Source organism: Bdellovibrio sp. HCB-162, from assembly GCF_047344985.1.
Classification (GTDB): domain Bacteria; phylum Bdellovibrionota; class Bdellovibrionia; order Bdellovibrionales; family Bdellovibrionaceae; genus Bdellovibrio.
Map to the genome: position 1 here is coordinate 3,597,033 of NZ_CP178861.1, position 12,678 is coordinate 3,609,710.

Genomic DNA, 12,678 nt, shown 5'->3' on the forward strand with positions numbered 1-12,678 from the left:
GCCCTCTTATTTTAACCACTTGCGCTTGGGATCTTTTTTATCGACAGGCCATGTGCTCCAATTGATTTTTAAATCACAGGCTTTCAAGAAATTTTCCAAGATCAATTCGATGTCTTCTCTTTGCCAGAAATCTTTGGCGTGTGTGCTTTTTGATTTCAAAGCGATATCTGAAACCAGCGAGTAAACCATACCACTCATCGGAGGAATCAAGAATCCCATCGTCGATAGAACTCCTTGAAGACGGGATAAGACTGATTTTCCTCCCACGGAATGCATCAGCACGAACACCGCGCAGGGTTTTCCCATAAGAGCTGTCGACGCCTCAAGATCCGTCATATCTTCCAAGAGCTTTTGCAGAGGACTTCCCCACGAATCCCAATAAGTCCCTGTGACAAAAATCACACCCGAGGAATTCTCAATCTTTTTTCTAAGCGCCGATCCATAAGACGTTTTCGCTAAGTGAACAACATCCACGGAGCCCTGGCCTTTAAAGAAGGGCTCAATGGCCTTGATCCACAGAGCGCAGTTTCCTTTATTTCCAGAGGGACTGCCATTAAGAATTAAGATTTTTTTCATAGTCGACCAGCCTGTTTGCCCACCATCGGGATCCAATGTTAGGTCTTCCCCTGAAGAGGGAAAATCCATGTTCAAATTCGTATTTGCTTTATTATTGTCCGTTTCTACAGCTCACGCCAAGGACATCCGTCCACTTTTTGAAGCTTTGCAGGACTCCGGCGAAAAATATTTTATCACGGGTACCGTGTGCGAGCAGGTTGCTAAACTCAACCTTGAGAAGATTTATAAAGCCCCTGAATACACAGTCACAACAGGCATCCAGTACGGTAGCGAAAAGCGCGTGATCGGAGAATTAGACGTGATCGTTTTCCGCAACGCGAATCAATCCGCCGTCGTCATCGCGGAAGTCAAATGCTGGAACAGTTTGGGCGGAGCTTTGAAAAAAGCCAAAGAACAACGCAAACGTTTCTTAGAAACTTTGGGCGCAGGTCGTAAATTGCGTGTGACTTGTGGCGGACAGGATTGCGATTTAACTGAAAAGAACTTCAACCAAGTTCAGAAATTTATTTCGATCTCTCAAGATGGCGGCCTTGAAAAAGGCTTCGATATGACGTTGGGATATTCTCTTGATGAAATGATGGAACTTCGTAAGCAGTTGATGTCCTGCCAAGAACGCGGCGAATGCCGTCGCCCTTAATTCAAAAAAGATGAGGGCGCCTCTTGCAGGCGCCCGTACATGGAGGGATGGGAAAAGGACCGCATATTAGTCTGTGTGTACTCTCATCAAGCCACCTCCTTGACTAGGGTTTCGTCGGTTACAGTAACAGGGACTCTTCGGGGAGGGTCTTTAATCTCAATGAAATTTAAGACATCTCGCACCCCGGAGAGTTCCCATGCCGATGCGACCGCCATCGCTTTGAGTCTTGGACGGTAAACTTCACCATCAAGTTTGACGATGCCGTCGATCACTTCGACTTCGATATGCTCTCCGCCGATTTTGATCATTTCCGCCATTTGTGACTCAAGGATGTTGGTAATTTCCTCGTCCGTTCTATAATAATCTGCCGGAACTATGATTCGATCTTCCACGGCCCATACGCCTTCTGTGTCAGAGATCGCTTCCAGCGCCGCATTCTTTTTGTAGGAAGTGTCAACAAAGCCACTGACAATGACTACACTTCCACGGACGACGATATCAAGGTCAGCCATGCTTACTCTTTTATCCCATTTTATTCTGTCACGAATTTTTTTAAGAAGAGTATTCATAAGCTGCTCCTTCTGCCTCGGTTGATTATCAACTATTTTCTTAAGCCACTTCCTGAGTTTCAGGAAGTGGTTCAAAATTCAACATCGGGTCTCGTCTGTGATGTTGAGCTTTTTTAGAGGATCTTTTGCTAAGAATAACTTTCAATGCAGAAACCGTTTTAGCTACACACGCCTTAAAATTCTCATCGGTTTTACGCACTTTAATCACTGTGCGCATGCGCGATGGTTTTAAGATGACCTCACAGATGTAACTAGGTTTGCGAGTGGAGGTTCGGTGACGATCCGATTCAACTCGCACTGTGAGGTGAGCACCACTATCATATTTGAAGAAGTCTTCAATGGCCCCTTCCACTTTTTCTAATAAATAAGCTTCAAGGTTCTCAGTTTTAGTGATGTCTCTGTAGTAGATGTCTGTTTGCATGATCTACCTCCTTGTTCTTTTCTTATTATCGTTGAGAACAACAATTTCTTTAAATATATAATTTTGATGGTATAATTAGGATAAAGTTATATATTCGCGCAGCTTCCCAGAGGAAACGCTAGAGGACTTCGATACTTACAGAGCTGCAGCGAAAGGCTAGTTCCAAAAAGGCTCTGAAAAAGCCTTGTCATCAGGGGGTCTAGATTCATGTTTAACTACAACCACTTATATTACTTTTATGTAACGGCAAAGCTCGGTGGCGTCAGTAACGCCGCCAAATATCTTCATATCAGTCAACCTTCACTGAGTTCACAATTGAAAGTTTTCGAATCTTCCATAGATCAAAAACTATTCGAGAAAAAAGGTCGACGCTTGCAACTCACGCCTGAGGGAGAACGCGCTTTTGCCTATTGTAAAAAGATTTTTGATGTCGCCGCCGAGTTCGCAGAAAGCTTACGCTCCCCTTCGGAAAAACAAAGCCAAAGAATTCGTATTGGTGTTACAGATCAAGTGGAGCGTCCTTTTATTGCCGATCTTTTAAGTCCGCTAATCAAGGAACGTAAGCGCGGTGTTGAAAAAACTTTCTTCGTAAGTTCGGCCCCTTCCGAAGATTTGATCAATCAACTGCGCAGTCAATCCATTGATTTGGTTTTAACAAATAAGCCCATTTATTCTGAAGACGTGAAAGAGTTTGCTTCAGCAAGTATGCCGGTGAATTTGCTTGTCTCTACACAAAACTTAAAAGAATTAAAGATCCGTATTTCTAAGGGCACGTCCGCTTTGGAGTTTTTAAATGCAGTTCCGTGGGGGCTTATCATTCCTTCTTACAAAATGAAACTGCGCCATGAAACGGATTTATTCTTTCAAGAGATCAAGGCTAGAAAGAAAGTGGTTTTTGAAAGTGATGTGATGTCTGTTGTAGGTCGCGCAATTATTGATGGTGCCGGTGTCGGCTTTCTTCCCGTTCCCTATGTTTACGATGAAGTAAAATCCGGAGTTTTGACAACCATTGGTCCAAAGAGTGGTTATTGGAAACACACAGTGTATTTGCTGGGAAGAAAAGACGCGAACTACGATGAAGTCGTTGAGGATGTTAAGAACAGCGTAAAGCGTTTGGAAAAAATGGTTTAAGGCGCAGAGATTTTCTACGCCTTAAACCAGGAGGATCTTTAGTAAGGTTGACGAGCTTGGCTGTTTGCCAAATCCATCGCCATCACAAGAGCGATTTTTGTGTAAACCGCTGAATGCTTAAAGTTGGAATCAGGGCTGATGATATCGTTTGCTGTGTGAATCTTCTGATTGCTTGCACGGAAGGTCGCTTCAAACGGCATCAACGCTGCATAACCTTGACGGTTCCACGAAGCGTGATCACTGCAACCATATCCACACTTGTCATCAACGATGCGTGCATGCAAATAAGTGTCATTCATCGCTTTTAAATAATCACGAAGCCAAGCGCTTGTGAAATCTGTCATGCTACCGATCACAAGCTCACCAGAACCCGGGAACAACGTCATATCCAGTTGAAGAACTGCAACGACGTCTTTCTTTTCCGCTTTATATTGTTTTGCAATTTCAGCAGAGCCCAAAAGACCCGACTCTTCACCTGCGTACCAGAAAAATTCCACTGTGCGCTCTGGTTGAGTTTTATTCATCAAGATGCGCAAAGCTTCGATCAAGTTTGCAGAGCCCGAAGCATTGTCGTCAGCACCGGGAGCCGCTTTTCCCCCGCCCCATGATTGATTGATGGAGTCTAAGTGACCGCCCAAAACGATGATTTCATTCGGTCTTGCACTTCCCACCAAACGCACACGCAAAGAATTTTGCTGTGTTGAAGAGTGTGTGATCTCAGAAATTTCGTAAGGAATCGTCGCATTGGAAAGCATGGCTTCCAAACGCTGTTTCATCTCCACGACGTGCTTGTTAGGCTGCGAATCGCGATTGTATCTGTTTGGAAAAGCTGACAACCACTGAACGTAGCTGCGCAAATTGTTTTCACTCACTTCACTCAATGCAGCTTCAATGCCCGCATTTTTTTCTAAAGAAAGAATTTTAAATGGCGCTCTTTCGTAAAGGTCATTTTTCTCTTTGATCTTTGCCATCTCGTTTAGCATTTTATCAAAGCCGTTCGACTGCAACATCACATCCGTGCTGAGGTCTTCAAAACCGCCGCACTTACCAACACTGTGTGCACGCTCTTGAATTCTTTGCTGCATCAGCGGAGTGACAATCGCGTATCCTACTTCCACGCTCTCGTCTTTTGCGAGAACAGGAATATTTAAGGCGCGAAGGTCCTTAAGATCTGCGAGAATGGGCTTAGTTTCAAAATTTTCAAGTGAAGGAACGTGGGCCATTGCATTCGATGCAACGAATAAAAGTGCCAGAGCGGCCATTTTCATAATTCAATCCTTTGAAATACACAAAAACCATCATGGTTTTAGTTACTGCAAAGTAATGGTATCGTTTTTGTCCTCATGTTGGCAAAGACAATTCGCTTATTTTTTCAACATGCACTAAGATGCCTTTCTATGAATAAAGACATTCTACTCGTGACCCTGAACTCTTCGTATCCGCACAGCTCATTTGGGCTTCGCTATCTCATGGCGAACCTTGAGGAACTTCAAGACCGTGCTGAGATCATGGAGTTCACCATTCAGCGCGATCCCCGCGATGTTGCGGAGGTTTTATTGCGTCAAAAACCAAAGATTATCGGCCTTGGCGTTTATATTTGGAATGCCCAGGAGTCTTTGGAGCTTGTGTCGTTATTAAAAAGAATCAGCCCCGAAACGGTCGTCGTTCTGGGAGGTCCTGAGGTCAGTCACGAATCAGAAACCAACCCCATCTGCCAAATCGCAGATTTCACTATCAAGGGCGAAGCGGATTTCTTGTTCTATGAGTTCTGCAAAAACTATTTAGATAACGGCGTTCTTCCTTCCACAAAAATCGTGGCTGGGATTTTACCCGATATCAAAAAAATCAAAACACCTTATGGCCTTTATAGCGATGAAGACATTCAAAACCGCGTGATCTACGTCGAAGTGTCTCGAGGTTGTCCGTATCGTTGTGAATACTGCCTGTCGTCCTTAGACAAAGCCGTGCGCAACTTTGAACTGACAGAGTTCCTGCAAGAGATGCAAAAACTTTTAGACCGTGGTGCGAGGCAATTTAAATTTATCGACCGTACATTCAATCTAAGTCCGACGACATGTACGACAATCTTACAGTTTTTCTTAGACCGCATTCACTTGGGCCTTTTCCTGCACTTTGAAATGGTGCCGGATCGTTTGCCGGTCGAAATCCGCGATTTGATCAAACAATTCCCTCCTGGAGCTTTGCAGTTTGAAATTGGTATTCAAACTTGGAATCCAGAAGTCGCGCGCCTTGTGAGCCGTCGCAATGACTATGAAAAAGTGAAAGACAATTTCCGCTTTCTCGCTTCAGAAACGGGCGTGCACACTCATGCGGATCTAATTGCGGGTCTTCCGGGTGAAGACCTAGTCAGCTTCGGAAAAGGTTTCGATACCTTGGCGGAACTTCAACCTCACGAAATTCAAGTGGGCATCTTAAAGCGCCTTAAAGGTGCTCCGATTGCCCGTCACGATAAAGAGTGGGAGATGGTTTACTCTTCTCATCCGCCATTCCAAATTTTGCGCACCAAGAATATGGATTTTGAGACTTTGCAAAAGATGAATCGCTTTTCAAAGTACTGGGATCTTTATGCCAATAGCGGTGTCTTTAAAAAGTTTGTGAATGTCTTGCGAGAGCGCTCACAAACTCGTGAAGATAAATCCTTTTTCTGGGAGTTTTTTGACTTCAATGAGTTCTTAACGACTCGCTATGCGCAGTCCTTTGGAATTTCACAACTCAGTCTTTTTGAAACAGCGTACACGTATCTTAAAGATCACGTAGGCTGGTCGCAGGAAGATGCCAAAGCCTTGATCCTTGAGGATTACTATGCGACTGGGAAAGTGGATTTACCAAAATTCTTAAAAGACTATTCGCAAGTGAAAAAACATTCTTTGGGTGAATCGTCAGACAAGACAAATATTCCTAAACGACAGCAAAGACATCTCGCGGGGAAGACAGAGACCGTTTCATAAAGAAGCTTGAAGCCAGCAAAAGACCAAAACCCGAGACCAGCAGTGCGCTTCGAATATACATAAACCGAAGCCACTGCGAGTGAATATCATCCCAGTCCGATAGCGGCGTCATGAGCTGCCAAGAATGAGTTGCCCAAGTCATAACAGCCTCATCAAGAACACAGATCAAGGCAAAAGCGACAAGCATGAACTCCAAAGTTCTCCATGCTCTGCGCAGATAATACAAATTAGAAGCAATCGAAGCCGTGATGAGAATATAAAAAAGCGGAGCCCATGCCGAGAATGTTGTATCCATGGACTGACGAAGTTCAATGTAAGATCCCATTGAAAGCTTTTCCATGGCGGTCCCCATTCCTAACACGAATGCAAGGGAATTACCCGCCATGAGACCCACCATCAAAAGGCTCATGTATCTCGAAACTACAGATACGCTCATAGCGAAAGTCTATATTCTCTTGTTTAGAGAACCACAAGTTTCTTTTTTGAAATCAAAAAATCCTTAATGCTCACGCATTTTTTTTGCGTAGCCTGTGTAGGCGATGAGCGGATACTTTGTGAATTTAAAACGAAAGTCTTTGGGAACAACTCCACTTCGCAAAAGTTGAAAGAATGCTTTCTGCGCGAAGACGGGCCGAATGCCTCGAAGGGTCATCAACTCCAAGCCCACGTCGTCCATCCAGTCGCGCAATTTATCTGGATCGATAAATAGCGAATAGACGTGATTGTCCTTTGGTGTGTTTTTTACAAACCACTCCATCCCTTTGATCACAATAAGCCAGGATAATGGATTTTTGTTAAAGGTGTTGAAAAAGAAAAGTCCACCGGGGCGTAAAACTCGCGTGGCTTCTGCAATCACCTTGCTCGGCTCAGACACGTGTTCGAGAACATCCATCGCCGCCACAACATCGAAACTCTCTCTTGGAAATGGCACTTGGTAAATATCACCCTGCATGTAGCGCACGGTGCGTGTTCGATCGTACTTTTCTGCTACTTTTAAACTGGAGGTTGAAAGGTCAATCCCGGTGACACTGTGACCGGCTAAAGCCAAATCGTTTGAAAGAAATCCTCCACCGCATCCCATATCGAGGATTTCTGCACGGTAACCTATATTGCGACGAATTTCTTCCAGGATCCATGGCAGTTCTAACTTGTGCTGGTTTCGCAAAAGAGCGATGGGATCGTCTTGCGCTTCATACCAGCGTTCTGCCAAATGGTTGTACACATCGTTATTGATAATTTCCCGGTCTAACTTCGCGAGATCCGAATCCATGCAGAAACCTCCCCATTGATTCAAGCTACCAAAGAGCTTGAGTTTTCAGGGAGGTTTCGCGAAGTCCAGTGGCAAGAATCACGAGCCTATTTTAAAAGACCTTCTGCTCTCATGGCTTTTTGCACCGCTGGGCGGCCCATCATTCTTTCCATAAAACCGAAAAGATGAACGTATTTTGACAGATCTACTTTCAAGAAATTGGCCCATCCCAGAATTGTAAATAAATACGCATCAGGTGCCGTGTAAGCCTGTCCCATCAAGAAACTGTTATTTTCGAAGTGACTGTTTAAGAATGCAAAACGACGTTCCATATTAAGGAGAATGCCTTCACGGTAGTCTTGAGCACCTGATGGATTATTCGGAAACATTCTTTCTGTCGCAAAAAGAGCGCCGAGACCTTTATGCATTTCAGTTGCTACGTAGTTCATCCATTCCAAACAACGATAGCGATCAGGAGATCCTACTTTTGGAATCAAATTCATTTCAGGCTTCTTGTCGCACAAGAACTGTAAAATCACTGCGCACTCTGTAAGAAGTCCGCCGTCAGGTAAATCCATTGAAGGAACGGAACCTTTGGGATTGATCTTGAAATAGTCGTCACCTTTGGAAGTTTTCTTTGTGCGCAGGTCAACGGACTCCGCCTCGTAGCTAAGGCCCAACTCCTCAAGAATAATATGCGGAGCCAACGAACACGCACCTGGTGAAAAATAGAGTTTCATACTTTTGATCCTTTCATATAGACTAAACACATGAGTGAATACATCGAGATTATCTTCCGTTGGGCTTTTGGATTGCAAATGGTCTTTTGGGGACTCAATGGTTTTTTTTATTGGGTGAAAATTCCGCCTTCGGGACCGGTTATCGACAAATTTGTTGAGGCCTGCATTGAAACGAAATTCATCATGCCCATAGTAAAACTTGTCGAAATATTTTTTGGAGCTTTTCTCTTATTAGGTTTCGCAGTGCCACTAAGCCTGACAGTTTTTGCGCCTCTGATTTTCGTTATTACCGGCCTCCATCTCTTTCACAATCCGAAGCATTGGGGCGTTCTAGGGCCGATCACAGTTCCTTATCTCGTTTTGATCTTCCTTCACGGCGGAACTTTATTACGACTTGTTCACTAAAGCTTTCGTAACTTGAGGCCAAAACACTTATTTCTGTAGATAGTCGGGACTCTATGGAAATAAGAAAAAAGTTTTCTCCGACGAATTGGTTTTTTGTTGCAGGTCTTTGCGGAATTCTTCTCACGCTGTTGTGGTTCTCTTTCATAACACCCCAGCCTAAAAATATTCGCTTCATTCACCCAGATTTGGATTCCACGGATCAAGCGCCGTCGACGGTTTATCACCGCCCTCATCAAGACGGTCTTTACTGGTTAAACTTTGATACAGAACCTATGCTTGTCGCACCAAAGCGTCTTCATTTGCGCACATTTAACTGCGTTCATCAGCTCAGCACTTCTCATGGAGAATGGAATTTTCCATCCAATCAAAATATAGTCTGCAATAATAAAGACGGCGTTGTTCTTCGCAATACAGCTTCGATATTAAGCCAACCGACGACATGGTATATCGCCGGCAGCACCTCAGGAGGCAACTACGGCGTTATTCTTGATGTTGATTGGACCGAGTGGCCCTTCGCACTGGGACTGACAGTTCTTATGATTTCATTGGGCTTGGCTGTTTATGGAAAGTTACCCACGATGCAAAATCCAGAGCGCGTTGCCGTGATGATTTTTTTAGCGGGCGCCTTTTTTCTTCGTTTCTGGTTCGTGTTTATTATGTCTTCCCCGCAAATGAGTTTATTTTCTGATATGGGAATGTACTTTGATCGCGGTTGGGAGTTGGACCGTGGCATTTACCATACAACACAAACCTTTCAGCCCATTGGCTATACGCTTTTATCTTTGTGGGTTCGTCACTTAGGCGGGTTTCCGCTTTTGAATTGGTTGCAGGTATTCTTATCTTGGGGCGTGGTCTTTTTGATTTTTCTTATGGTGCGTGAACGCTTTGGAAAAATAGCAGGACTGATCAGCCTGCTTATCGCCAGCACTCATATTCCTTTAGCAGCCTTGGCCTCTATGCATATGGCCGAAATGACGTATGCCTTTTTAATAACCTTCACTCTTTGGTGCCTACTCAAAGTTCTGAAACGCCAAACGCTAACAGGATTTTTCATCATCGGGTTTTTGCTGGCCTTTGCATTTTATTTTAAAGGCAATCACGCTTTCTTTATTCCGGCATTTTCACTGTGGCTTCTTTATCGGGATCGCAAAAATCTTTCGGCCGCTTTTCTCAAGGTCAGTATGCTCGCTGTGGGCTGTTTGATCGTTATGATTCCTCACGTTGTTTGGACAGGAATTCACTATGATAAACCTCAATTGGGACCTACGGCAGGAGCTCTTAACTTTGTCGAAGGAAAATGTCCTTCTAAAGACAATCGCGACTCCCGTGGTGCGCGCTGGATGTCTCCGCTCTTTGGAGTTTTAGGAGAAAGAACTTTTAAAAAATGGCCTCGCCCTTTCACCGATCAAGCTTATTTCTGGAAAGAAGGATTTAAATGTATTGAAGAAAATCCGGCCGTTCTTCTTTCTAGTTTCCGCTATATCTACTATCTTTTTGCAGGAAATACTCTGTGGCCGATTGCCGAAACACCGATGAAGACCTGGTATTATCCTTGGGAGATATTCTTTTTATATGGACTTCTTCCGTTTGCTCTTATCGGCGCTTTAAGCCTTTCACGCAAAAAGGATTCATTCACCGAAGTCGCTGCTTTGATGATGTTGACACTGTTTTTTACCGTGTGGTTTTTCAAATCAGAAAACCGGTTCCGCGTTCCCTTTGACGCGATCATTATAGTCTGGAGTTCCGCCGGGTTAGCTTGGGCTTTAGAAAAAGTAAAGGTTTGGGTTCTTGAAAAACCCAAACCCTCTTCTTTGCCTCTGGAAGTAATTAAGGCTTCATCACCAACGTAAAAACCAAAGCCAGAATAGCAGGAACGGCTTGAACGTAAAAAATACGCTTACTCACCGTCGCGGCACCATAAATGCCCGCGACAATCACACAACCTAAGAAGAAAAGTTTTAGCTGGTAACTGAATAAAAGATCTGGATGCACAAGACTCCAAATAAGCCCCGCCACAAGAAAACCGTTATACAATCCTTGATTGGCAGCAAGAACTGCTGACTCTTTCGCCTTTTCCGGCGTGTTTCTAAAGATCTTTAATCCTAAAGGCTTCGTCCAAAGAAACATTTCTAAGTACAGAAAATAAAAATGAAGAACAGCAACGACTCCTACAAAAATATTTGAAAGCATTCTTATCCTACTCCATTCACATCAGAGATCTGTTCATTCAATGTCCAGAAGTCAAAAAGATATCCGCAAAAGAAAAGCCCGCCGGTAAAAAACCAAATAAGACCCGTCACCCATTTTCCCATATAAAAACGATGAACACCAAAGTAGCCTAAAAAAGTAAGCAGAATCCAGGCGATGTTATAGTCCACTCGTCCTGATTTATAGCGGCGGTCAGCTTGACGATCCATTGATGGAATTAAAAACAAATCCACCAACCAACCGATTCCCAAAAGACCTAAAGTAAAAAACCAGATAGTTCCCGTGATCGGTTTACCGTAATAAAAGCGATGCGCTCCCATAAAACCAAAAATCCAAAGGATGTAGCCGATCAATGTCGAGTGGGTTGTATTTGTCACGAGGTCTTCTCCTTTTTATTTAAGTATGCACCAAATTGATTCATTACCCAAAGATGAAAGAGAGCTTGCGTCCATCTATAAATGTACCAAGGTATGCGCGGTTCAAAATCATGAATAGCTGCAATCACATACTCTCCGCCCAAAACTTCACGAAATTCCAAGCGACCACGAACCGTCTTGCGCGCTAGAAGTCCGCCGCGCACATAAAAAAGTTGTCGATGAGACCAGCTGCGCTGAGGAGCATATTCCAGAACCAAAAGACGGATTAATGGAAAGCGCCAGCAAAAATAAATCCAGTTATCTTTCACTTCAACCTTCAAGAATCCCGGTTGCATCTTCGGCAGAAATTCTTGATAGCTTTTAGCGACGCTCTCTGCCGTTTTTCCTTTAGGTAAAGAGATTCTTTGCACCGAGCGAACGACATGTCGACGCGAGAACGTTCCTTGAAATGCCAAAGGAGCTTTAGATTCGTCGTAATCTTTCAATGCTTCCGTAAGAGCCTCCTCCACGCTCATGAAATGATAGCCCGGGATATGCAAAGCTCTTTTGGGATTTACGATAAGAGAAGTTTTTAAACCTTCCACCAGAGGACGCACCAAAGCCTTCGGAGCTTTCGTAATTAAGCACACCCAAAGTGTGGAAAGCCCTGGCGTGACCAAAGGAAAACGAAAAAGTCGGCGGCGAAGACCGCAAATTTTCGCAATCTTTAACATCATCGAGGAATAACTGATGGCTTCAGGCCCTCCCACATCGAAAACTTGATTGAAATATTCTTTATTTCCCACACAATGACTGAGACTAAAAACAATGTCTTTCAAAGCGATGGGCTGACTCTCTGTGCGTGTCCAGGCAGGACACAACATCACGGGCAAACGCCTTACTAAACGAGTCATGATATGAAATGACGATCCTTCCGCACCCAGAATAATCGCCGCGCGAAGAACGGTTGTAGGCACCGAGCTTTTTTTAAATACCTGTTCAACTTCCCAACGACTGCGCAAATGTGGCGATACTTCATCTTTATCATCGGGTCTCATACCACCTAGATAAATAATTTGTTTTACTCCGGCCTTTTCAGCGGCTCTGACAAAATTATCGGCGACGATCAAATCGAAATCATCAAAGGTTCCTTGAGTTAGATGCGCAGAGGGACGCATGGAGTGAACAAGATAAATTGCTACATCCACATCGCTTAATGCCTTTTCCGCATCGAGCAGGCTAAAAAGATCACACTCGCGCCATTGCACTTTCGGGTCCGGTTGTTTGTTCCCCGAACGACTTAAGGCCACGACTTCGTGATCCCTTTTTAAAACTTCGACAAGGGCCTTGCCAACAAAGCCACTGGCACCCGCAATTGCGACCCTCACAGAAAATCTCCCCAAAAGAAATAGCCTAT

At 44.1% G+C, this 12,678-nt stretch carries 15 protein-coding genes; 5 read left to right on the plus strand and 10 right to left on the minus strand.

The features are described 5' to 3' along the window. Positions 1–6: 6 nt before the first annotated feature. Positions 7–576, minus strand: a complete 570-nt coding sequence (locus tag ACLSSO_RS17285; RefSeq protein WP_295903776.1) for a flavodoxin family protein — start codon at positions 574–576, stop codon at positions 7–9. Positions 577–643: 67 nt separating this feature from the next. Here ACLSSO_RS17285 and ACLSSO_RS17290 point away from each other — a divergent pair, with 67 nt between their 5' ends. Beyond that, positions 644–1,213, plus strand: coding sequence for a hypothetical protein (locus ACLSSO_RS17290; protein ID WP_413943553.1), 570 nt, complete (start codon positions 644–646; stop codon positions 1,211–1,213). An 86-nt stretch (positions 1,214–1,299) separates the two neighbouring features. Here the strand turns inward: ACLSSO_RS17290 and ACLSSO_RS17295 are convergent, their stop codons facing one another. Next, entirely contained in the window at positions 1,300–1,782 is a 483-nt protein-coding gene (locus ACLSSO_RS17295; RefSeq protein WP_340593318.1) for a BON domain-containing protein, read from the minus strand. 40 nt (positions 1,783–1,822) lie between these two features. Next, the gene (locus ACLSSO_RS17300) at positions 1,823–2,203 is read right to left on the minus strand and encodes an HPF/RaiA family ribosome-associated protein (protein WP_413943554.1); all 381 of its coding nucleotides are present in this window, start codon (positions 2,201–2,203) and stop codon (positions 1,823–1,825) included. 207 nt (positions 2,204–2,410) lie between these two features. Here ACLSSO_RS17300 and ACLSSO_RS17305 point away from each other — a divergent pair, with 207 nt between their 5' ends. Then, positions 2,411–3,334, plus strand: coding sequence for a LysR family transcriptional regulator (locus ACLSSO_RS17305; protein WP_295903787.1), 924 nt, complete (start codon positions 2,411–2,413; stop codon positions 3,332–3,334). Positions 3,335–3,372: 38 nt separating this feature from the next. On the opposite strand, the gene ACLSSO_RS17310 is transcribed toward ACLSSO_RS17305, so the two are convergent. Beyond that, complete coding sequence (locus ACLSSO_RS17310) at positions 3,373–4,602, minus strand: M20/M25/M40 family metallo-hydrolase (protein WP_413943555.1); 1,230 nt, start codon at positions 4,600–4,602, stop codon at positions 3,373–3,375. A gap of 129 nt (positions 4,603–4,731) precedes the next feature. On the opposite strand from ACLSSO_RS17310, the gene ACLSSO_RS17315 reads away from it, so the two are divergent. Further along, positions 4,732–6,303 carry a DUF4080 domain-containing protein gene (locus tag ACLSSO_RS17315; RefSeq protein WP_413943556.1) on the plus strand — a complete coding sequence of 524 codons (1,572 nt, stop codon included), beginning with the start codon at positions 4,732–4,734 and terminating at the stop codon, positions 6,301–6,303. On the opposite strand, the gene ACLSSO_RS17320 is transcribed toward ACLSSO_RS17315, so the two are convergent. The 3 genes from ACLSSO_RS17320 to gstA all read right to left on the minus strand — a co-directional run bounded on the left by ACLSSO_RS17320 (position 6,254) and on the right by gstA (position 8,292). Next, entirely contained in the window at positions 6,254–6,643 is a 390-nt protein-coding gene (locus ACLSSO_RS17320) for a DUF1772 domain-containing protein (protein ID WP_413943557.1), read from the minus strand. The two genes, ACLSSO_RS17315 and ACLSSO_RS17320, sit on opposite strands and share 50 nt — an antisense overlap. A 159-nt stretch (positions 6,644–6,802) precedes the next feature. Beyond that, entirely contained in the window at positions 6,803–7,573 is a 771-nt protein-coding gene (gene ubiG / locus ACLSSO_RS17325; protein ID WP_413943558.1) for a bifunctional 2-polyprenyl-6-hydroxyphenol methylase/3-demethylubiquinol 3-O-methyltransferase UbiG, read from the minus strand. An 86-nt stretch (positions 7,574–7,659) separates the two neighbouring features. Next, positions 7,660–8,292 (minus strand): glutathione transferase GstA, encoded by a 633-nt coding sequence (gene gstA / locus ACLSSO_RS17330; RefSeq protein WP_413943559.1) that lies wholly within the window; start codon positions 8,290–8,292, stop codon positions 7,660–7,662. 30 nt (positions 8,293–8,322) lie between these two features. Here gstA and ACLSSO_RS17335 point away from each other — a divergent pair, with 30 nt between their 5' ends. Next, on the plus strand, positions 8,323–8,697 hold the full coding sequence (locus tag ACLSSO_RS17335) for a hypothetical protein (RefSeq protein ID WP_295903807.1): 375 nt from the start codon (positions 8,323–8,325) through the stop codon (positions 8,695–8,697). A gap of 53 nt (positions 8,698–8,750) precedes the next feature. Continuing rightward, positions 8,751–10,547 (plus strand): glycosyltransferase family 39 protein, encoded by a 1,797-nt coding sequence (locus ACLSSO_RS17340; protein ID WP_413943560.1) that lies wholly within the window; start codon positions 8,751–8,753, stop codon positions 10,545–10,547. Here the strand turns inward: ACLSSO_RS17340 and ACLSSO_RS17345 are convergent. The 3 genes from ACLSSO_RS17345 to ACLSSO_RS17355 are packed head-to-tail and all read right to left on the minus strand — an operon-like array spanning position 10,525 to position 12,649. Further along, a complete protein-coding gene (locus ACLSSO_RS17345) occupies positions 10,525–10,887 on the minus strand; it encodes a DUF1304 domain-containing protein (RefSeq protein ID WP_295903814.1) in 363 nt (120 codons plus the stop codon). The genes ACLSSO_RS17340 and ACLSSO_RS17345 overlap by 23 nt on opposite strands. A 2-nt stretch (positions 10,888–10,889) precedes the next feature. Then, a complete protein-coding gene (locus tag ACLSSO_RS17350; RefSeq protein ID WP_295903816.1) occupies positions 10,890–11,282 on the minus strand; it encodes a TM2 domain-containing protein in 393 nt (130 codons plus the stop codon). Next, a complete protein-coding gene (locus ACLSSO_RS17355) occupies positions 11,279–12,649 on the minus strand; it encodes an NAD(P)H-binding protein (protein ID WP_413943561.1) in 1,371 nt (456 codons plus the stop codon). The genes ACLSSO_RS17350 and ACLSSO_RS17355 overlap by 4 nt, the downstream gene beginning before the upstream one ends. Between the last annotated feature and the right edge of the window lie 29 nt (positions 12,650–12,678).